Source organism: Escherichia albertii NBRC 107761 = DSM 17582 (assembly GCF_000759775.1).
Classification (GTDB): domain Bacteria; phylum Pseudomonadota; class Gammaproteobacteria; order Enterobacterales; family Enterobacteriaceae; genus Escherichia; species Escherichia albertii.
In genome coordinates this window covers 84,576-105,018 of the sequence record NZ_BBMY01000002.1, presented here as the reverse complement: position 1 = coordinate 105,018, position 20,443 = coordinate 84,576, and the positions used below count along the sequence as shown (strand labels likewise).

18 protein-coding genes and 1 pseudogene are annotated in these 20,443 nt (G+C 52.8%); 11 read left to right on the top strand and 8 right to left on the bottom strand.

Going from position 1 to position 20,443, the window contains the following annotated elements; translation table 11 throughout:
- Positions 1–93: 93 nt before the first annotated feature.
- The 10 genes and pseudogenes from EA14781_RS01190 (at position 94) to EA14781_RS01145 (ending at position 8,745) form a co-directional block, all read left to right on the top strand.
- A complete protein-coding gene (locus EA14781_RS01190) occupies positions 94–864 on the top strand; it encodes an electron transfer flavoprotein FixA (protein ID WP_000692228.1) in 771 nt (256 codons plus the stop codon).
- Positions 865–878: 14 nt separating this feature from the next.
- Positions 879–1,820, top strand: coding sequence for an electron transfer flavoprotein subunit alpha/FixB family protein (locus EA14781_RS01185; RefSeq protein WP_001091474.1), 942 nt, complete (start codon positions 879–881; stop codon positions 1,818–1,820).
- Between the two features lie 50 nt (positions 1,821–1,870).
- Positions 1,871–3,157, top strand: coding sequence for an FAD-dependent oxidoreductase (locus EA14781_RS01180; RefSeq protein WP_001287699.1), 1,287 nt, complete (start codon positions 1,871–1,873; stop codon positions 3,155–3,157).
- Positions 3,154–3,441, top strand: a complete 288-nt coding sequence (fixX, locus tag EA14781_RS01175; protein WP_000203749.1) for a ferredoxin-like protein FixX — start codon at positions 3,154–3,156, stop codon at positions 3,439–3,441. Before EA14781_RS01180 ends, fixX begins: the two co-directional genes overlap by 4 nt.
- 173 nt (positions 3,442–3,614) lie before the next feature.
- Positions 3,615–4,946: an MFS transporter gene (locus tag EA14781_RS01170; protein ID WP_001183189.1), complete on the top strand. Its 1,332-nt coding sequence runs from the start codon at positions 3,615–3,617 to the stop codon at positions 4,944–4,946.
- A 107-nt stretch (positions 4,947–5,053) separates the two neighbouring features.
- Entirely contained in the window at positions 5,054–5,584 is a 531-nt protein-coding gene (kefF, locus tag EA14781_RS01165; RefSeq protein ID WP_000600725.1) for a glutathione-regulated potassium-efflux system oxidoreductase KefF, read from the top strand.
- On the top strand, positions 5,577–7,436 hold the full coding sequence (gene kefC, locus EA14781_RS01160) for a glutathione-regulated potassium-efflux system protein KefC (RefSeq protein ID WP_000377200.1): 1,860 nt from the start codon (positions 5,577–5,579) through the stop codon (positions 7,434–7,436). The genes kefF and kefC overlap by 8 nt, the downstream gene beginning before the upstream one ends.
- A gap of 194 nt (positions 7,437–7,630) precedes the next feature.
- A complete protein-coding gene (gene folA / locus EA14781_RS01155) occupies positions 7,631–8,110 on the top strand; it encodes a type 3 dihydrofolate reductase (RefSeq protein WP_024164644.1) in 480 nt (159 codons plus the stop codon).
- 85 nt (positions 8,111–8,195) lie between these two features.
- A pseudogene (locus EA14781_RS01150) lies at positions 8,196–8,425 on the top strand (type II toxin-antitoxin system CcdA family antitoxin); the annotation flags it as partial.
- Between the two features lie 5 nt (positions 8,426–8,430).
- The gene (locus EA14781_RS01145; RefSeq protein ID WP_024164643.1) at positions 8,431–8,745 is read left to right on the top strand and encodes a CcdB family protein; all 315 of its coding nucleotides are present in this window, start codon (positions 8,431–8,433) and stop codon (positions 8,743–8,745) included.
- On the opposite strand, the gene apaH is transcribed toward EA14781_RS01145, so the two are convergent.
- From apaH to lptD, 6 genes are read right to left on the bottom strand one after another with little or no spacing between them, the layout of a single operon-like run.
- Positions 8,742–9,590 carry a bis(5'-nucleosyl)-tetraphosphatase (symmetrical) ApaH gene (gene apaH, locus EA14781_RS01140; RefSeq protein ID WP_000257170.1) on the bottom strand — a complete coding sequence of 283 codons (849 nt, stop codon included), beginning with the start codon at positions 9,588–9,590 and terminating at the stop codon, positions 8,742–8,744. The genes EA14781_RS01145 and apaH overlap by 4 nt on opposite strands.
- 5 nt (positions 9,591–9,595) lie before the next feature.
- Entirely contained in the window at positions 9,596–9,973 is a 378-nt protein-coding gene (gene apaG / locus EA14781_RS01135) for a Co2+/Mg2+ efflux facilitator ApaG/CorD (protein WP_000610898.1), read from the bottom strand.
- A 2-nt stretch (positions 9,974–9,975) separates the two neighbouring features.
- Positions 9,976–10,797, bottom strand: a complete 822-nt coding sequence (rsmA, locus tag EA14781_RS01130) for a 16S rRNA (adenine(1518)-N(6)/adenine(1519)-N(6))-dimethyltransferase RsmA (RefSeq protein ID WP_001065389.1) — start codon at positions 10,795–10,797, stop codon at positions 9,976–9,978.
- Positions 10,794–11,783: a 4-hydroxythreonine-4-phosphate dehydrogenase PdxA gene (gene pdxA, locus EA14781_RS01125; RefSeq protein WP_000241276.1), complete on the bottom strand. Its 990-nt coding sequence runs from the start codon at positions 11,781–11,783 to the stop codon at positions 10,794–10,796. Before pdxA ends, rsmA begins: the two co-directional genes overlap by 4 nt.
- Positions 11,783–13,069: a peptidylprolyl isomerase SurA gene (gene surA / locus EA14781_RS01120; RefSeq protein ID WP_000800442.1), complete on the bottom strand. Its 1,287-nt coding sequence runs from the start codon at positions 13,067–13,069 to the stop codon at positions 11,783–11,785. The genes pdxA and surA overlap by 1 nt, the downstream gene beginning before the upstream one ends.
- A 52-nt stretch (positions 13,070–13,121) precedes the next feature.
- On the bottom strand, positions 13,122–15,479 hold the full coding sequence (lptD, locus tag EA14781_RS01115) for an LPS assembly protein LptD (RefSeq protein ID WP_000746177.1): 2,358 nt from the start codon (positions 15,477–15,479) through the stop codon (positions 13,122–13,124).
- 254 nt (positions 15,480–15,733) lie between these two features.
- Here lptD and djlA point away from each other — a divergent pair, with 254 nt between their 5' ends.
- Positions 15,734–16,549 (top strand): co-chaperone DjlA, encoded by an 816-nt coding sequence (djlA, locus tag EA14781_RS01110; protein WP_001200559.1) that lies wholly within the window; start codon positions 15,734–15,736, stop codon positions 16,547–16,549.
- A 169-nt stretch (positions 16,550–16,718) separates the two neighbouring features.
- Here the strand turns inward: djlA and rluA are convergent, their stop codons facing one another.
- Positions 16,719–17,378: a bifunctional tRNA pseudouridine(32) synthase/23S rRNA pseudouridine(746) synthase RluA gene (rluA, locus tag EA14781_RS01105; RefSeq protein WP_000525205.1), complete on the bottom strand. Its 660-nt coding sequence runs from the start codon at positions 17,376–17,378 to the stop codon at positions 16,719–16,721.
- An 11-nt stretch (positions 17,379–17,389) separates the two neighbouring features.
- Positions 17,390–20,296 (bottom strand): RNA polymerase-associated protein RapA, encoded by a 2,907-nt coding sequence (gene rapA, locus EA14781_RS01100; RefSeq protein WP_001117035.1) that lies wholly within the window; start codon positions 20,294–20,296, stop codon positions 17,390–17,392.
- Positions 20,297–20,443: the final 147 nt, after the last annotated feature.

The following is a 20,443-nucleotide window of genomic DNA, read 5'->3' as shown; positions in this document are numbered from 1 at the left end:
GATTAAAGTTTTATTCCCGAATTAAAGGACGTGATATCTGTAATTAACACCACCGATATGAACGACGTTTCCTTCATGATTTCTGGAGATGCAATGAAGATTATTACTTGCTATAAGTGCGTGCCTGATGAACAGGATATTGCGGTCAATAATGCTGATGGTTCATTAGACTTCAGCAAAGCCGATGCGAAAATAAGCCAATATGATCTGAACGCTATTGAAGCGGCTTGCCAGTTAAAACAGCAGGCACCAGAGGCGCAGGTGACGGCCTTAAGTGTGGGCGGTAAAGCTCTGACCAACGCCAAAGGGCGCAAAGATGTGTTGTCGCGCGGCCCGGATGAATTGATTGTGGTGATTGATGACCAGTTCGAGCAGGCACTGCCGCAACAAACGGCGAGCGCACTGGCTGCCGCCGCCCAGAAAGCAGGCTTTGATCTGATCCTCTGCGGCGATGGTTCTTCCGACCTTTATGCTCAACAGGTTGGCCTGCTGGTCGGCGAAATCCTTAATATTCCGGCAGTTAACGGCGTCAGCAAAATCCTCTCCCTGACAGCAGATACTCTGACCGTTGAACGCGAACTGGAAGATGAAACAGAAACGTTAAGCATTCCACTGCCTGCGGTCGTTGCTGTTTCTACGGATATCAACTCCCCACAAATTCCTTCGATGAAAGCCATTCTCGGCGCGGCGAAAAAGCCAGTCCAGGTGTGGTCGGCGGCGGATATCGGCTTTAACGCGGAGGCGGCCTGGTCTGAACAACAGGTTGCTGCGCCGAAACAGCGCGAACGTCAGCGCATCGTGATTGAAGGCGACGGCGAAGAACAGATCGCCGCATTTGCTGAAAATCTTCGCAAAGTCATTTAATTACAGGGGATGCTATGAACACGTTTTCTCAAGTCTGGGTATTCAGCGATACCCCTTCTCGTCTGCCGGAACTGATGAACTGTGCGCAGGCTTTAGCGAGTCAAATCAACACATTTGTCCTCAATGATGCCGACGGTGTACTGGCAATCCAGCTCGGCGCTAATCATGTCTGGAAATTAAGTGGCAAGCCGGACGATCGGATGATCGAAGATTACGCTGGAGTGATGGTGGACACCATTCGCCAGCACGGTGCAGACGGTCTGGTGTTGCTGCCTAACACTCGTCGCGGAAAATTACTGGCGGCGAAACTGGGTTATCGCCTTAAAGCGGCGGTGTCTAACGATGCCAGCACCGTCAGTGTGCAGGACGGCAAAGCGACGGTGAAACACATGGTTTACGGTGGCTTGGCGATTGGCGAAGAACGTATTGCCACGCCATATGCGGTACTGACCATCAGCAGCGGCACGTTCGATGCGGTTCAGCCAGACGCGTCACGCACTGGCGAAACGCACACCGTGGAGTGGCAGGCCCCGGCTGTGGCGATTACCCGCACGGCAACACAGGCGCGCCAGAGCAACAGCGTCGATCTCGATAAAGCCCGTCTGGTGGTCAGTGTCGGCCGCGGCATTGGCAGTAAAGAGAACATTGCGCTGGCAGAACAACTTTGTCAGGCGATTGGTGCGGAGCTGGCCTGTTCTCGTCCGGTGGCGGAAAACGAGAAATGGATGGAGCACGAACGCTATGTCGGTATCTCCAACCTGATGCTGAAACCCGATCTGTACCTGGCGGTGGGGATCTCCGGGCAGATCCAGCACATGGTTGGCGCTAATGCATCGCAAACTATTTTTGCCATCAATAAAGATAAAAATGCGCCGATTTTCCAGTACGCGGATTACGGCATTGTTGGCGACGCCGTGAAGATCCTTCCGGCGCTGACCGCAGCGTTAGCGCGTTGATCTATTCAGGCAGGGCTGCATTTTGGCCCTGCCGCTGACAGGGAGCTCTTATGTCCGAAGATATCTTTGATGCCATCATCGTCGGGGCAGGGCTTGCCGGTTCGGTTGCCGCACTGGTGCTCGCTCGCGAAGGGGCACAAGTGTTAGTTATCGAGCGTGGCAATTCCGCAGGTGCCAAGAATGTCACCGGCGGGCGTCTCTATGCCCACAGTCTGGAACACATTATTCCTGATTTCGCCGATTCCGCCCCCGTAGAACGCCTGATCACCCATGAAAAACTCGCTTTTATGACGGAAAGGTCAGCGATGACTATGGACTACTGCAATGGCGACGAAACCTCGCCATCCCAGCGTTCTTACTCCGTTTTGCGCAGTAAATTTGATGCCTGGCTGATGGAGCAGGCCGAAGAAGCGGGCGCGCTGTTAATTACCGGTATTCGCGTCGATAACCTCGTACAGCGCGATGGCAAAGTCGTCGGCGTAGAAGCCGATGGCGATGTGATTGAAGCGAAAACTGTGATCCTGGCTGACGGGGTGAACTCCATTCTTGCCGAAAAGCTCGGGATGGCGAAACGCGTTAAACCGACGGATGTGGCGGTTGGCGTGAAGGAATTGATCGAGTTACCGAAGTCGGTTATCGAAGATCGTTTTCAGTTGCAGGGTAATCAGGGCGCGGCCTGTCTGTTTGCGGGTTCGCCCACCGATGGCCTGATGGGCGGCGGCTTCCTTTATACCAATGAAAACACCCTGTCGTTGGGGCTGGTTTGTGGTCTGCATCATCTGCATGACGCGAAAAAATCGGTGCCGCAAATGCTGGAAGATTTCAAACAGCATCCGGCAGTCGCACCGCTGATCGCAGGCGGAAAGCTGGTGGAATATTCCGCTCACGTGGTGCCGGAAGCGGGTATCAACATGCTGCCGGAGCTGGTCGGTGACGGCGTGCTGATTGCCGGTGACGCCGCCGGAATGTGTATGAACCTCGGTTTTACCATTCGCGGTATGGATCTGGCGATTGCCGCCGGGGAAGCGGCAGCGAAAACCGTGCTTTCAGCGATGAAAAACGACGATTTCAGTAAGCAGAAACTGGCGGAATATCGTCAGCATCTGGAGAGCGGCCCACTGCGCGATATGCGCATGTACCAGAAGCTACCGGCGTTTCTTGATAATCCGCGCATGTTTAGCGGCTACCCGGAACTGGCGGTAGGCGTGGCGCGTGACCTGTTCACCATTGACGGCAGCGCGCCGGAACTGATGCGTAAGAAAATCCTCCGCCACGCGAAGAAAGTAGGCTTCATCAATCTGATCAAGGATGGCATGAAAGGAGTGACTGTTTTATGACTTCTCCCGTCAATGTGGACGTCAAACTGGGCGTCAATAAATTCAATGTCGATGAAGAGCATCCGCACATCGTTGTGAAGTCTGATGCCGATAAACAGGCGCTGGAGCTGCTGGTGAAAGCGTGCCCGGCGGGTCTGTATAAAAAGCAGGATGATGGCAGCGTGTGTTTTGATTACGCCGGATGTCTGGAGTGCGGCACCTGCCGCATTCTGGGGCTGGGGTCGGCGCTGGAACAGTGGGAATACCCGCGCGGCACCTTTGGTGTGGAGTTTCGTTACGGCTGATGTTGGTTTTTATGATGCGTAACGTCAGGCCGGATAAGGCGTTTATGCCGCATCCGGCGATTGTTGTCGGATGCGATGCTAACGCACCTTATCCAGCCAGGAAGGAGGCATGCAACCGTTGCCTGAAATAACGCCGTACTGACTCTCATTGCAAAAAAAAACAGGAATAACCCATGCAACCGTCCAGAAACTTTGACGATCTTAAATTCTCCTCAATTCACCGTCGCATTTTACTGTGGGGAAGCGGTGGCCCGTTTCTGGATGGTTATGTACTGGTAATGATTGGCGTGGCGCTGGAGCAACTGACTCCGGCGCTGAAGCTGGACGCTGACTGGATTGGCTTGCTGGGCGCGGGAACGCTCGCCGGGCTATTCGTCGGCACATCGCTGTTTGGCTATATTTCCGATAAAGTCGGACGGCGCAAAATGTTTCTGATCGATATTATCGCCATCGGCGTAATATCGGTGGCGACGATGTTTGTCTCATCCCCCGTCGAACTGCTGGTGATGCGGGTCCTCATCGGCATTGTCATCGGCGCGGATTATCCCATCGCCACCTCGATGATTACCGAGTTCTCCAGCACCCGTCAGCGAGCGTTTTCCATCAGCTTTATTGCCGCCATGTGGTATGTCGGCGCGACCTGTGCCGATCTGGTTGGCTACTGGCTTTATGATATGGAAGGCGGCTGGCGCTGGATGCTGGGCAGCGCGGCGATCCCCTGTTTGTTGATTTTGATTGGTCGATTCGAGCTGCCTGAATCTCCCCGTTGGTTACTACGCAAAGGGCGAGTGAAAGAGTGTGAAGAGATGATGATCAAACTGTTTGGCGAACCGGTGGCTTTCGACGAAGAGCAACCGCAGCAAACCCGTTTTCGCGATCTGTTTAATCGCCGCCATTTTCCTTTTGTTCTGTTTGTTGCCGCCATCTGGACCTGCCAGGTGATCCCGATGTTCGCCATTTACACCTTTGGCCCACAAATCGTTGGTTTGCTGGGGTTGGGGGTCGGAAAAAATGCGGCGCTGGGGAACGTGGTGATTAGCCTGTTCTTTATGCTCGGCTGTATTCCGCCGATGTTATGGCTTAATACTGCCGGACGGCGTCCATTGTTGATTGGCAGCTTTGCCATGATGACATTGGCGCTGGCTGTTTTGGGACTGATCCCGGATATGGGGATTTGGCTGGTGGTGATGGCGTTCGCGGTGTATGCCTTTTTCTCTGGTGGGCCGGGTAATTTGCAATGGCTCTATCCTAATGAGCTCTTCCCGACGGATATCCGCGCCTCTGCTGTGGGCGTTATTATGTCCCTAAGCCGTATTGGCACCATTGTTTCGACCTGGGCGCTGCCGATCTTTATTAATAATTATGGCATCAGCAATACGATGCTGATGGGCGCGGGGATTTCGCTGTTTGGTTTACTGATTTCTGTGGCGTTTGCCCCGGAAACGCGCGGAATGTCACTGGCGCAGACCAGTAATATGACGATTCGCAGGCAGCGAGCGGGGTAACTTATTCAGATTTCTCCCTTTTTTGAATCAATATTATTGACTATAAGCCGCGTAAATATATGACTACACTTTGTGAGAAAACAAAGGTGTAATTGCGCAGGCTAACTATGATTCTAATCATTTATGCGCATCCGTATCCGCATCATTCCCATGCGAATAAACGGATGCTTGAACAGGCAAGGACGCTGGAAGGCGTTGAAATTCGCTCTCTTTATCAACTTTATCCTGACTTCAATATCGACATTGCCGCCGAACAGGAGGCGCTGTCTCGCGCCGATCTGATCGTCTGGCAGCACCCAATGCAGTGGTACAGCATTCCACCGCTCCTTAAACTTTGGATCGATAAAGTTTTCTCGCACGGCTGGGCTTATGGTCACGGCGGCACGGCGCTGCATGGCAAGCATTTGCTGTGGGCGGTGACGACCGGCGGCGGGGAAAGCCATTTTGAGATCGGTGCGCATCCGGGCTTTGATGTGCTGTCGCAGCCGCTACAGGCGACGGCAATCTACTGTGGGCTGAACTGGCTACCGCCGTTTGCCATGCACTGCACCTTTATTTGTGACGACGAAACCCTCGAAGGGCAGGCGCGTCACTATAAGCAACGTCTGCTGGAATGGCAGGAGGCACATCATGGATAGTCATACGCTGGTCCAGGCGCTGATCTATCTCGGTTCGGCGGCGCTGATTGTACCCATTGCGGTACGCCTCGGTCTGGGCTCGGTCCTTGGTTACCTGATTGCAGGCTGCATTATTGGCCCGTGGGGACTGCGGTTGGTGACCGATGCCGAATCTATCCTGCACTTTGCCGAAATTGGCGTGGTGCTGATGTTATTTATTATCGGTCTGGAGCTTGATCCACAGCGATTATGGAAACTGCGCGCGGCAGTATTCGGCGGTGGCGTATTGCAGATGGTGATCTGTAGCGGCCTGCTGGGGCTGTTCTGTATGCTCCTCGGTATGCGCTGGCAAGTCGCGGGATTAATTGGCATGACGCTGGCGCTCTCCTCAACAGCGATTGCCATGCAGGCAATGAATGAACGTAATCTGACGGTAACGCAGATGGGGCGCAGTGCCTTTGCCGTACTATTATTTCAGGATATCGCGGCGATCCCATTAGTGGCGATGATCCCGCTACTGGCAGCGAGCAGTGCCTCAACGACGATGGGCGCATTTGCTCTCTCGGCGTTAAAAGTGGCGGGCGCGCTGGCGCTGGTGGTATTGCTGGGGCGCTATGTTACGCGTCCGGCGCTGCGCTTTGTTGCCCGTTCTGGCTTGCGGGAAGTGTTCAGTGCCGTAGCTTTATTCCTCGTGTTTGGCTTTGGTTTGCTGCTCGAAGAGGTCGGCTTGTCGATGGCGATGGGCGCGTTTCTGGCAGGCGTGTTGCTGGCAAGCTCGGAATACCGTCATGCGCTGGAAAGCGATATCGAACCATTTAAAGGTTTGCTGCTGGGGCTGTTTTTCATCGGTGTTGGCATGTCGATAGACTTTGGTACGCTGCTTGAAAATCCGTTGCGTATAGTCATCCTGCTGACTGGTTTCCTCATCATCAAAATTGCCATGCTGTGGCTGATTGCCCGACCATTACAGGTGCCGAATAAACAACGTCGCTGGTTTGCGGTGTTGTTAGGGCAGGGTAGTGAGTTTGCCTTTGTGGTGTTTGGCGCAGCGCAAATGGCAAATGTACTGGAACCAGAGTGGGCGAAGTCGCTGACGTTGGCGGTGGCATTGTCGATGGCGGCAACGCCGATTCTGTTGGTGATCCTCAATCGCCTTGAACAATCTTCCACTGAAGAGGCGCGCGAAGCTGATGAGATCGACGAAGAACAACCGCGGGTAATTGTTGCCGGATTCGGTCGTTTTGGTCAGATCACCGGGCGTTTACTGCTCTCCAGCGGGGTGAGAATGGTGGTACTCGATCACGATCCTGACCATATAGAAACTTTGCGCAAATTCGGCATGAAAGTGTTTTACGGCGATGCCACGCGGATGGATTTACTGGAATCTGCCGGAGCGGCGAAAGCGGAAGTGCTGATTAACGCTATTGACGATCCACAAACCAACCTGCAACTGACGGAGATGGTGAAAGAACATTTCCCGCATTTGCAGATCATTGCTCGCGCGCGTGATGTTGATCACTACATTCGTTTGCGTCAGGCAGGTGTGGAAAAGCCGGAGCGTGAAACCTTTGAAGGGGCGCTCAAAACCGGACGCCTGGCACTGGAAAGTTTAGGTCTGGGGGCGTATGAAGCGCGGGAACGAGCCGATTTGTTCCGTCGCTTTAATATTCAGATGCTGGAAGAGATGGCGATGAGTGAGAACGATACCAAAGCCCGGGCTGCGGTTTATAAACGTACCAACGCGATGTTAAGTGAGATAATCAGCGAAGATCGCGAACATCTGTCATTAATTCAACGGCACGGCTGGCAAGGTACTGAAGAAGGGAAACATACTGGCAATATGACCGATGAGCCAGAAACCAAACCCTCGTAATCATAAAGAGTGATATCACGCACGCTTTACAACTAACTGTTTGTTTTTATGTAATTGTAATAGGGCGAGTCCAGCGGCATAGCGTGGGCTCGCCAGCAGAATATAAAATTTTCCTCAACATCATCCTCTCGCCAGTCGACGAAGGTTTACGCTTTACGTATAGTGGCGACAATTTTTTTTATCGGGAAATCTCAATGATCAGTCTGATTGCGGCGTTAGCGGTAGATCGCGTTATCGGCATGGAAAATGCTATGCCGTGGAACCTGCCTGCCGATCTCGCCTGGTTTAAACGCAACACCTTAAATAAACCTGTGATTATGGGACGCCATACCTGGGAATCCATTGGTCGCCCGCTGCCAGGGCGTAAGAATATCGTCATCAGCAGCCAGTCGGGTACGGACGATCGCGTAACGTGGGTGAAGTCGGTGGATGAAGCCATTGCGGCGTGCGGTGACGTACCAGAAATCATGGTGATTGGCGGTGGGCGCGTATACGAGCAGTTCCTGCCAAAAGCGCAAAAATTGTATCTGACGCATATTGACGCAGATGTGGAAGGCGACACTCATTTCCCGGATTACGATCCAGATGACTGGGAATCGGTATTCAGCGAATTCCACGACGCCGATGCGCAGAACTCTCACAGCTATTGCTTTGAGATTCTGGAACGGCGGTAAGTTTGTCTATTAGAATCCCGGCATCGCTGATACGTGCAGATATCCGTGTATACCAGACGTATAAATTGTACAGGAGCACGATATCATGACTGCAAAACGTACCACACAAAGTGTGGCCGTCACCGTCGACCGTGAGTTAGTCAATCGCGCTCGCGATGCTGGCTTAAATATGAGCGCTACCCTTACGGTTGCGCTCAATGCTGAACTTAAAAAACATGCAGCAACACGTTGGCGTGAAGAGAACGCAGAAGCTATCGCTACGTTAAATCAATTGGCTGATGAAACCGGTTGTTTTCTGATGAATACCGAAGCTTCTGGCGATACCATTTACGGTATACCGCAGTCGCGGCAGGAACGCCGCATTTCCCTTTGTTATCAATGTTACCAGCGACATTATTGGTGAGATTAATCGCCGTATCGTTATTCCATTAACACCTATTGAACGATTTAGCCGTAATTACCCACCAGAACGACTTAACTCAATCCTTTTACTGGTAGATGGAAGAGAATATGTGCTCATGACGCATGAGACTGCAACTGTTCCAGTTAACGCGCTGGGAACGAAATTTTGTGATGCCAGCGCGCACCGAACGTTGATTAAAGGGGGATTAGATTTTATGCTCGACGGGATTTAAGACGTGACCGCCTCTCCCTCACCCAAATCCTTATGCCGGTTCGACGGCTGGACAAAATACTGTTTATCTTCCCAGCGCAGGCAGGTTAATGTACCACCCCAGCAGCAGCCGGTATCCAGCGCGTAAATCCCTTCCGGCGTGCCTTTGCCTTCCAGTGATGCCCAGTGACCAAAGGCGATGCTGTACTCTTCACTGACGGGGCCAGGAATCGCAAACCACGGTTTCAGTGGCGCTGGCGCTTCTTCCGGCGACTCTTTGCTATACATATCCAGTTGACCGTTCGGAAAACAGAAACGCATACGAGTAAAGGCGTTGGTGATAAAACGCAGTCTTCCTAACCCACGTAATTCCGGCGACCAGTTGTTTGGCATATCGCCGTACATAGCGTCGAGGAAGAAGGGGTAGGAATCGCTCGACAGTACCGCTTCTACGTCGCGTGCGCACTCTTTGGCTGTCTGGAGATCCCACTGTGGCGTGATCCCCGCGTGGGTCATCACCAGCTTTTTCTCTTCGTCGATTTGCATCAGAGGCTGGCGGCGCAACCAGTTAAGCAGTTCGTCGGCGTCAGGCGCTTCCAACAACGGCGTAAGGTGATCTTTCGGTTTATTACGGCTGATCCCGGCAAAGACCGCCAGCAGATGCAGATCGTGATTCCCCAGCACCAGACGTACGTTATCGCCTAAAGACTTTACATAACGCAGGACATCCAGCGAACCCGGACCGCGCGCGACCAGGTCGCCCGTCAGCCAGAGGATATCTTTACCGGGAGTAAATTCCACTTTATGCAGCAATGCGATCAGTTCATCGTAACAACCGTGAACATCGCCAATAAGGTATGTCGCCATATTTATTAATGAATGAGTATTGGAACGGCGAGTCGAAATACGGGAATGTCGATGCTAAAGGGAACGCCATTCTCATCGATCATTTCGTAGTGACCCTGCATGGTGCCCAGCGGCGTTTCAATGATTGCGCCGCTGGTATATTGGTATTCTTCACCAGGGGCGATATGCGGTTGGACGCCCACCACACCCTCACCCTGGACTTCAGTTTCACGGCCATTGCCGTTAGTGATCAGCCAGTAACGTCCCAACAACTGCACTGGCGCTCGCCCCAGATTGCGTATGGTTACGGTATAAGCAAAAACGTAACGTTCATTATCAGGTGAAGATTGGGCCTCAATGTAGACGCTTTGAACCTGAATACACACTCGGGGCGAATTGATCATCGTTAACTCTCCTGCAAAGGCGCGTTCTCCGCCAGATAGTTCGCCATCTGGCAATATTGCGCGACAGAGATATTTTCCGCTCGCATCGCCGGGTCGATCCCCATTTCCGTTAGCACTTCGGCGCTAAACAGGTTGCCGAGGCTGTTCCGAATGGTTTTACGACGCTGGTTAAAGGCTTCGGTAGTGATGCGACTCAACACGCGAATATCTTTAACCGGATAAGGCATCGTCGTGTGAGGAACCAGACGTACGACGGCGGAATCCACTTTTGGTGGTGGCGTAAAGGCGGATGGTGGTACTTCCAGCACCGGGATCACGTTGCAATAATATTGCGCCATGACGCTTAATCGACCATACGCCTTGCTGTTCGGTCCTGCAACCAGACGATTCACCACCTCTTTTTGCAACATGAAATGCATGTCGGCAATGGCATCAGTATAGCTAAACAGATGGAACATCAACGGCGTGGAGATGTTATACGGCAGGTTGCCGAAAACACGCAGCGGCTGGCCCATTTTTTCTGCCAGCTCACCAAAGTTAAAGGTCATCGCATCCTGCTGATAAATTGTCAGTTTTGGGCCTAAAAATGGATGCGTTTGCAGACGTGCAGCCAGATCGCGGTCAAGTTCGATGACGGTGAGCTGATCCAGACGTTCACCGACCGGTTCGGTCAATGCCGCCAGACCGGGGCCGATTTCGACCATCGCCTGGCCTTTTTGCGGGTTAATGGCAGAAACAATGCTGTCGATCACGAACTGATCGTTGAGAAAGTTTTGCCCGAAGCGTTTACGGGCTAAATGGCCCTGGTGGACTCGATTATTCATTGGGTGTTAACAATCATTTTGATGGCGAGATTAAGCGCCGTAATAAAACTGCCGACATCGGCTTTGCCACGTCCCGCCAGTTCAAGCGCGGTGCCGTGGTCCACTGATGTGCGAATAAAGGGCAGGCCCAGCGTAATGTTCACACCGCGCCCGAAGCCCTGGTATTTTAGCACGGGAAGACCCTGATCGTGGTACATCGCCAGTACGGCGTCGGCGTTGTCGAGATATTTAGGCTGAAACAGGGTATCGGCAGGCAGCGGCCCGTTGAGTTTCATCCCCTGCGCCCGCAGCTCGTTGAGCACCGGAATAATGGTGTCTATCTCTTCCGTACCCATATGACCGCCTTCGCCCGCGTGCGGATTCAGCCCGCAGACCAGAATGCGCGGTTCAGCGATGCCAAATTTGGTCCGCAAATCGTGATGCAAAATACCGATCACTTCATGCAGTAGTGGTTGGGTGATGGCATCTGCAATTTCACGCAGCGGTAAATGCGTCGTTGCCAGCGCCACGCGAAGTTCTTCGGTCGCCAGCATCATCACCACTTTTTTCGCCTGCGAACGCTCTTCGAAAAACTCGGTATGACCGGTAAATGGAATGCCTGCGTCGTTAATGACGCCTTTATGCACGGGGCCGGTAATTAGCGCGGCAAATTCACCGCTCAGGCAGCCATCGCACGCTCGCGCCAGCGTCTCCACCACATAATGCCCATTTTCAACCGTCAGTTTCCCCGCCGTGACAGGCGCGCGTAGTGCGACAGGAAGTAGCGTTAATGTGCCCGCAGTTTGCGGTTGGGCAGGAGAATTAGGGGAATAAGGGCGGAGGGTAAGCGGCAAACCGAGCATCGCTGCCCGGTTGGTAAGGAGAGTGGCATCGGCACAAACAACCAGTTCGACCGGCCACTCACGCTGTGCGAGTTGGACAACTAAGTCCGGGCCAATCCCGGCGGGTTCGCCGGGAGTGATCACAACACGTTGGGTTTTAACCATTAGTTGCTCAAAATTTTCACATAAGCGCTGGCACGTTGTTCCTGCATCCAGCTTGCTGCTTCTTCCGAGAACTTACGGTTCATCAGCATGCGGTACGCACGATCTTTTTGCGCCGCATCGGTTTTATCAACATTACGGGTATCCAGCAGTTCGATCAGATGCCAGCCGAATGAAGAGTGAACCGGAGCGCTCATTTGGCCTTTGTTCAGGCGGGTCAGCGCGTCACGGAAGGCCGGATCGAAAATGTCTGGCGTAGCCCAGCCAAGATCGCCGCCCTGGTTAGCAGAGCCTGGATCCTGAGAGAACTCTTTCGCTGCCGCAGCAAACGTGGTTTTACCGCTCTTGATATCCGCAGCAATCTGTTCCAGTTTCACGCGAGCTTGCTCGTCAGTCATGATCGGCGACGGTTTTAGCAGAATATGTCGAGCATGAACCTCGGTCACCGAGATATTTTTGCTTTCACCGCGCAGGTCGTTAACTTTCAGAATATGGAAGCCGACGCCGGAACGGATCGGGCCAACAATATCGCCTTTTTTCGCGGTGCTTAATGCCTGGGCGAAGATCCCCGGCAGTTCCTGAATTCGGCCCCAGCCCATCTGGCCGCCATTCAGTGCCTGCTGATCGGCAGAGTGAGCGATAGCCAGTTTACCAAAATCAGCGCCATTACGCGCTTGATCGACAATGGCGCGCGCCTGGCTTTCCGCTTCGTTTACTTGATCTGAAGTCGGGTTTTCTGGCAGCGGGATCAGGATGTGGCTTAAATTCAGTTCAGTGCTGGCATCGTTTTGGTTACCGACCTGCTGCGCCAGAGCTTCGACTTCCTGCGGCAGGATGGTAATGCGACGACGCACTTCGTTGTTACGCACTTCAGAGATAATCATCTCTTTGCGGATCTGGTTACGATAGGTGTTGTAGTTCAGACCATCGTAAGCCAGACGACTGCGCATTTGATCCAGCGTCATGTTGTTCTGTTTGGCAATGTTGGCAATCGCCTGATCGAGCTGCTCATCGGAGATTTTCACTCCCATTTTCTGCCCCATCTGCAGGATGATTTGATCCATGATCAAACGCTCCATGATTTGGTGGCGCAGCGTAGCGTCATCAGGAAGCTGTTGCCTTGCCTGGGCGGCGTTCAGTTTTACCGACTGCATTAATCCATCAACGTCGCTTTCCAGCACGACGCCGTTATTGACGACGGCTGCGACTTTATCAACTACCTGGGGGGCAGCGAAACTGGTATTCGCGATCATCGCGATACCGAGAAGCAGCGTTTTCCAGTTCTTCATACTTTTTCCATTTCAATTAACCGCACTGCGGATTACGTGGTAAATCAACAAATCACAAAGAGTTTTGATACGGCAGAATGTTCGAACGCAGCATCTCTTGCGTACCCAGACCGTAGTTAGAGCTCAGGCCGCGAAGTTCGATGTTAAAGCCGATTGCGTTGTCATATATCGCATGTTGTTTATTGCTATCCCAACCGTTCAGCTTACGCTCGTAACCGACGCGAATCGCATAGCAGCAGGAGCTGTATTGCACTCCTAACATTGAGTCTGCCTGCTTGTTCGCATTGGTATCGTAGTAGTAGGCCCCGACAATTGACCAACGATCGGCAATTGGCCAACTGGCAACCGTACCTACCTGCGAAATTCCGTTTTTATACTGCTCGGCAGTGGAATAGTACTTAGGCAATGTCGCCTGAATGTATTCCGGGCTGGCGTAACGGTAGTTCAGTTGTATCAGACGGTCTTCATCCCGACGGTATTCAATGCTGGAGTTACTGGTGGCTACGTTATCCAGACGGGTATCGTACTGAATCCCGCCACGCAGTCCCCAACGTTCAGAGATACGCCAGTAAGTATCGCCTGCCCATACCAGTGAGCCCGTTTTGTCGTTATTCTCCCATGTTATGTTGTCATCGCCAGTGCGAGACTCCGTGAAATAGTAGATTTGACCAACGGAAATATTAAAACGTTCAACGGCAGCATCATCATATACGCGAGATGTGACACCGGTCGTTACTTGGTTCGCGGAAGCAATACGGTCAAGACCGCCGTAAGTCCGGTCCCGGAACAGGCCAGAGTAGTCAGATTGCAGCAGTGAAGAGTCGTAGTTATAGATTTTGCTCTGATCGCGATACGGTACATACAGATACTGTGCGCGTGGTTCCAGCGTCTGGGTATAGCCTGGCGCCAGCATTTCCATATCGCGCTCGAAGACCATTCTGCCGTCTATTTTGAACTGCGGCATCACGCGGTTAGCGGAGTCTGCCAGTTTGGTGTTTTTGGGGTTGCTGTTATACCAGTCAAGATTGGTTTGCTGATAATGCGTCGCCAGCAACTTTGCTTCAGTATTGATACTGCCCCAGTTATTAGAGAGCGGCAGATTGATGGTCGGCTCCAGGTGAACACGAGTCGCCTCTGGCATGTCATCTCTGGTGTTAACAAAGTGCACAGCCTGACCGTAAATTCGCGTATCAAAAGGACCAACATCGTTTTGATAGTAATTAACGTCTAACTGCGGTTCTGCCGAGTAGCTACTGGTGTTCTGTTCGTTGAAGACCTGGAACTGCTTGGTTGAAACGGTGGCATTGAAGTTTTGTACTGCATAGCCAACGCTGAATTTTTGCGTTGCATAACCGTCGGTACTGGAGCCGTATTTGTTATCGAAGTCATTGAAGTAGCTAGGATCGCTGACTTTGGTGTAGTCGACGTTGAAACGCCACACCTGATCCATTACCCCGGAGTGTTGCCAGTAGAACAACCAACGACGTGAGCTATCATCCTTCGGATGTTCATCTTCATAGACTTTATCTGAAGGCAGATAGTCAAGTTCCATCAAGCCAGCGCCAGCCTGAGTGAGATAACGGAACTCGTTCTCCCACATAATGTTGCCACGACGATGCATATAATGCGGCGTGATGGTGGCATCCATATTTGGCGCAATATTCCAGTAATACGGAAGATAGAACTCAAAGTAGTTGGTGGTGGTGTACTTGGCGTTCGGGATCAAGAAACCTGAGCGACGTTTATCACCCACTGGCAACTGCAAATAGGGGCTGTAAAAAATCGGCACCGGACCGACTTTAAAGCGGGCGTTCCAGATTTCCGCGACTTGTTCTTCGCGGTCATGAATAATTTCGCTACCTACCACGCTCCAGGTATCAGAACCAGGCAAACAGGAGGTAAAGCTACCATTATCCAGAATAGTGTAGCGGTTTTCGCCACGTTGTTTCATTAGGTCGGCTTTACCACGTCCCTGACGGCCCATCATCTGGTAATCACCTTTCCAGACGTTGGTGTCTTTGGTGTTCAGATTCGCCCAGCCTTTCGGTCCTTTGAGGATCACCTGGTTATCGTCGTAATGAACGTTACCGAGCGCATCAACGGTACGTACCGGTTCCGCTTGTCCGGGGGCCTCTTTTTGATGGAGCTGAACTTCATCGGCCTGCAGGCGGCTGTTACCCTGCATGATATCCACGCTGCCGGTAAACACGGCGTCATCGGGGTAATTTCCCTTTGCGTGGTCAGCATTAATCGTCACGGGTAAGTCGTTAGTATCGCCCTGTACCAGAGGACGGTCATAGCTTGGCACGCCCAACATGCACTGTGAGGCGAGATCGGCTGCCAGTCCCTGTTGACTATAAAGGGCGGTGGCAATCATGGTGGCCAGAAGAGTGGGGATACGTTTTTTCATACGTTGATTTTATTGTTCCATCATCGGTAACGTTGCGCGTGACAAACGGTCAGAGACTAACGTACTCGTCATCTCTACGCTAGTGTTAATCCTGTCCGAATAGCGTCAGTGGTGTTAGGCACGGCATTGAATGACAGGTATGATAATGCAAATTATAGGCGATGTCCCACAATTGACCGCAGCCGGAAAACGGTAAAAGCACCTTTATATTGTGGGAGATAGCCCTGATATCCGTGTGTCGATTTGGGGAATATATGCAGTATTGGGGAAAAATCATTGGCGTGGCCATGGCCTTAATAATGGGCGGCGGCTTTTGGGGCGTAGTGTTGGGTCTGTTAATTGGCCACATGTTTGATAAAGCCCGTAGCCGTAAAATGGCGTGGTTTGCCAACCAGCGCGAGCGTCAGGCGCTGTTTTTTGCCACCACTTTTGAAGTGATGGGGCATTTAACCAAATCCAAAGGTCGTGTTACCGAGGCTGATATTCATATCGCCAGCCAACTGATGGACAGAATGAATCTGCATGGCGCTTCCCGTACTGCGGCGCAAAATGCTTTCCGGGTGGGAAAATCAGATAATTACCCACTGCGTGAAAAAATGCGTCAGTTTCGTAGTGTCTGCTTTGGTCGTTTTGACTTAATTCGTATGTTTCTGGAGATCCAGATTCAGGCGGCGTTTGCCGATGGTTCGCTGCATCCTAATGAACGTGCTGTACTGTATGTCATTGCTGAAGAGTTAGGGATTTCGCGCGCTCAGTTTGACCAGTTCCTGCGTATGATGCAGGGCGGGGCGCAGTTTGGCGGCGGTTATCAGCAGCAGTCTGGCGGTGGTCACTGGCAGCAAGCGCAGCGTGGCCCGACGCTGGAAGATGCCTGTAATGTGTTGGGCGTGAAGCCGACAGATGACGCGACAACGATTAAACGTGCCTACCGTAAGCTGATGAGCGAGCACCACCCGGATAAGCTGGTAGCGAAAGGTTTGCCGCCAGAGATGATGGAGATGGCGAAGCAGAAAGCGCAGGAAATTCAGCAGGCGTATGAACTGATTAAGCAGCAGAAAGGGTTTAAATAAGTTTCAAACTGTAGGCCTGATAAGACGCACCAGGCTGGATAAGACGCGGTAGGCCGGATAAGACGCGACAGCGTCGCATCCGGCGAGCAGCATCAGACAATCGGCGACAAAATTGCCGGATGCGGCGTAAACGCCTTATCCGGCCTACCGAATCGCGCCAGCGTGACTATCAAAAATCCGCTGGCGCTTTAAACGTCATACTGTTGCCATACGCCGGATGGGTAATCGTCAACATTTCTGCATGCAACAATAATCGTGGCGCCATTGCTCTCGCTTCTGGTGATGCATAAAAACGATCGCCAAGAATCGGATGACCCAGCGCCAGCATATGTACACGCAGCTGATGCGAACGCCCGGTAATCGGCTTTAACACCACTCTTGCCGTGTTATCCGCCGCATACTCCACCACTTCATATTCCGTCTGCGCAGGTTTACCCGTTTCGTAACAGACTTTCTGTTTCGGGCGGTTGGGCCAGTCGCAAATCAGCGGTAGATCCACCAGACCTTCGGCGGGGGATGGATGCCCCCAGACGCGGGCCACATACTGCTTTTTCGGCTCGCGCTCGCGGAACTGGCGTTTTAATTCCTGCTCCGCGGCTTTGGTCAGCGCCACTACAATCACGCCGCTGGTGGCCATATCCAGACGATGCACCGATTCCGCCTGCGGATAATCACGCTGAATGCGCGTCATCACACTGTCTTTGTGCTCTTCCAGACGCCCCGGCACAGACAACAAACCACTCGGCTTGTTGACCACCATAATGTGGTCATCCTGATACAGGACAACCAGCCAGGGTTCCTGCGGCGGATTGTAGTTTTCCATCCCCATTTTCAGCTCCGTTATTGATGCGTCACAACGATCAAACGTAGGGCATCCAGACGCCAGCCCACCTGATCCAGGCTTTCCATCACCTGCTGACGGTTGCTCTCAATGGCAGTCAGTTCGTCGTCACGAATGTTCGGGTTCACTGCGCGCAGCGCTTCCAGACGCGACAGTTCGGCAGACAGTTTTTCGTCGGCTTCGTTACGTGCCGCGTCAATCAGTGCACGGGCAGACTTCTCAATCTGCGCTTCACCCAGCTGAAGGATAGCGTGAACATCCTGCTGCACGGCGTTAACCAGTTTACTGCCGGTATGACGGTTGACTGCGTTAAGCTGACGGTTGAATGTTTCAAACTCCACCTGTGCCGCCAGGTTGTTGCCGTTTTTATCCAACAGCATACGCACCGGTGTCGGCGGCAGGAAGCGGTTAAGTTGCAACTGCTTCGGCGCCTGAGCTTCAACCACGTAAATCAGTTCCAGCAACAGAGTACCTACCGGCAACGCTTTGTTTTTCAACAGCGAAATCGTGCTGCTGCCGGTATCGCCGGAAAGGATCAGGTCCAGGCCGTTGCGGATCAGTGGATGCTCCCAGGTAATAAACTGTGCATCTTCACGCGCCAGCGCCACTTCACGATCGAAGGTGATGGTGATACCATCTTCCGACAGGCCCGGGAAGTCCGGCACCAGCATATGATCGGACGGCGTCAGGACGATCAGGTTGTCGCCGCGATCGTCCTGATTGATACCGATAATATCGAACAGGTTCATGGCGAAGGCGATCAGGTTGGTATCGTCATCCTGCTCTTCAATGCTTTCTGCCAGCGCCTGGGCTTTTTCGCCGCCGTTGGAGTGGATCTCCAGCAGGCGGTCACGGCCCTGCTCCAGCTGTGCTTTCAGAGCTTCATGCTGTTCGCGGCAGTTTTTGATCAGATCGTCAAAGCCTTCGGTTTGATCCGGTGAAGCCAGATAGTTAATCAGATCGTTGTAAACGCTATCGTAAATAGTGCGTCCAGTCGGGCAGGTGTGCTCGAATGCATCCAGACCTTCGTGATACCAGCGTACCAGCACCGACTGAGCGGTTTTCTCCAGATAAGGCACATGGATCTTAATATCGTGCGCCTGGCCGATACGGTCCAGACGACCAATACGCTGCTCCAGCAGATCCGGGTTGAACGGCAGATCGAACATCACCATATGGCTGGCGAACTGGAAGTTACGCCCTTCAGAACCAATTTCCGAACACAGCAGCACCTGCGCGCCGGTATCTTCTTCGGCGAACCAGGCGGCTGCGCGGTCACGCTCGATAATCGACATACCTTCGTGGAACACCGCGGCGCGGATACCTTCACGTTCGCGCAGTACTTGCTCCAGTTGCAGCGCGGTAGCGGCTTTGGCGCAGATAACCAATACTTTCTGTGAGCGATGGCTGGTCAGGTAGCCCATCAGCCACTCAACGCGCGGGTCAAAGTTCCACCAGGTGGCGTTATCGCCTTCAAATTCCTGATAAATACGCTCCGGGTAGAGCATATCGCGGGCGCGATCTTCCGCACTTTTACGTGCGCCCATAATGCCGGACACTTTAATTGCCGTCTGATACTGCGTCGGCAGCGGCAGCTTAATAGTGTGCAGCTCGCGTTTCGGGAAGCCTTTAACGCCGTTACGCGTGTTACGGAACAGTACGCGGCTGGTGCCGTGGCGGTCCATCAGCATGGAAACCAGTTCCTGACGGGCGCTCTGGGCATCTTCGCTGTCGCTGTTTGCCGCCTGCAAAAGCGGCTCGATATCCTGCTCGCCGATCATCTCACCGAGCATGTTCAGTTCGTCATTGCTCAGTTTGTTACCTGCCAGCAGCATGGCAACGGCGTCGGCGACCGGACGATAATTCTTCTGTTCTTCAACGAATTGTGCGAAATCGTGGAAACGGTTCGGGTCCAGCAGGCGCAGGCGGGCGAAGTGGCTTTCCATCCCCAGTTGTTCCGGGGTTGCGGTCAGCAGCAGAACGCCAGGCACATGTTCTGCCAGTTGTTCAATGGTCTGATATTCACGGCTCGGCGCCTCTTCGCTCCACACCAGGTGGTGCGCTTCATCGACGACCAGCAGATCCCACTCGGCTTCACACAAGTGTTCCAGACGCTGTTTGCTACGACGGGCAAAATCCAGTGAGCAAATCACCAGCTGTTCGGTGTCGAACGGGTTGTAAGCGTCGTGCTGGGCTTCGGCATAACGCTCATCATCAAACAGCGCAAAACGCAGGTTGAAACGGCGTAGCATCTCGACCAGCCACTGATGCTGTAAAGTTTCCGGGACGATAATCAGCACACGTTCAGCCGCGCCAGAGAGCAGTTGTTGATGCAGGATCATCCCGGCTTCAATGGTTTTCCCTAAACCTACTTCGTCAGCCAGCAGGACGCGCGGTGCATGGCGGCGACCGACATCATGTGCGATGTTGAGCTGGTGTGGGATCAGGCTGGTACGCTGACCGCGCAGGCCGCTGTACGGCATACGGAACTGTTCGCTGGAATACTTACGTGCGCGATAACGCAACGCAAAGCGGTCCATACGGTCGATCTGTCCGGCAAACAGACGGTCCTGTGGTTTGCTGAACACCAATTTGCTATCAAGGAAAACTTCACGCAGGGCTACGCCGGACTCTTCAGTATCCAGGCGAGTACCGATATAGGTCAGCAGGCCATTTTCTTCTTTTACTTCTTCGACTTGCATCTGCCAGCCGTCATGGCTGGTAATGGTATCACCAGGATTGAACATCACGCGGGTCACGGGAGAATCACTGCGTGCGTACAGACGGTTTTCACCAGTAGATGGGAAAAGTAAAGTGACAGTTCGCGCATCCACCGCGACAACGGTTCCAAGTCCTAATTCGCTTTCTGTATCGCTGATCCAGCGTTGACCAAGTGTAAAAGGCATATGTGTTTGGCTCTATATCTTCAATTGCAGGCAATAACCACCCGCTACCAGACTAATGTGGTAGTGGCGTTATTCAGGTCCAGGAATGGAAAGGGCGCTATGGTACTGGATGGCAAAGCATTCGTCACGCATCAAAATGATCTCTGG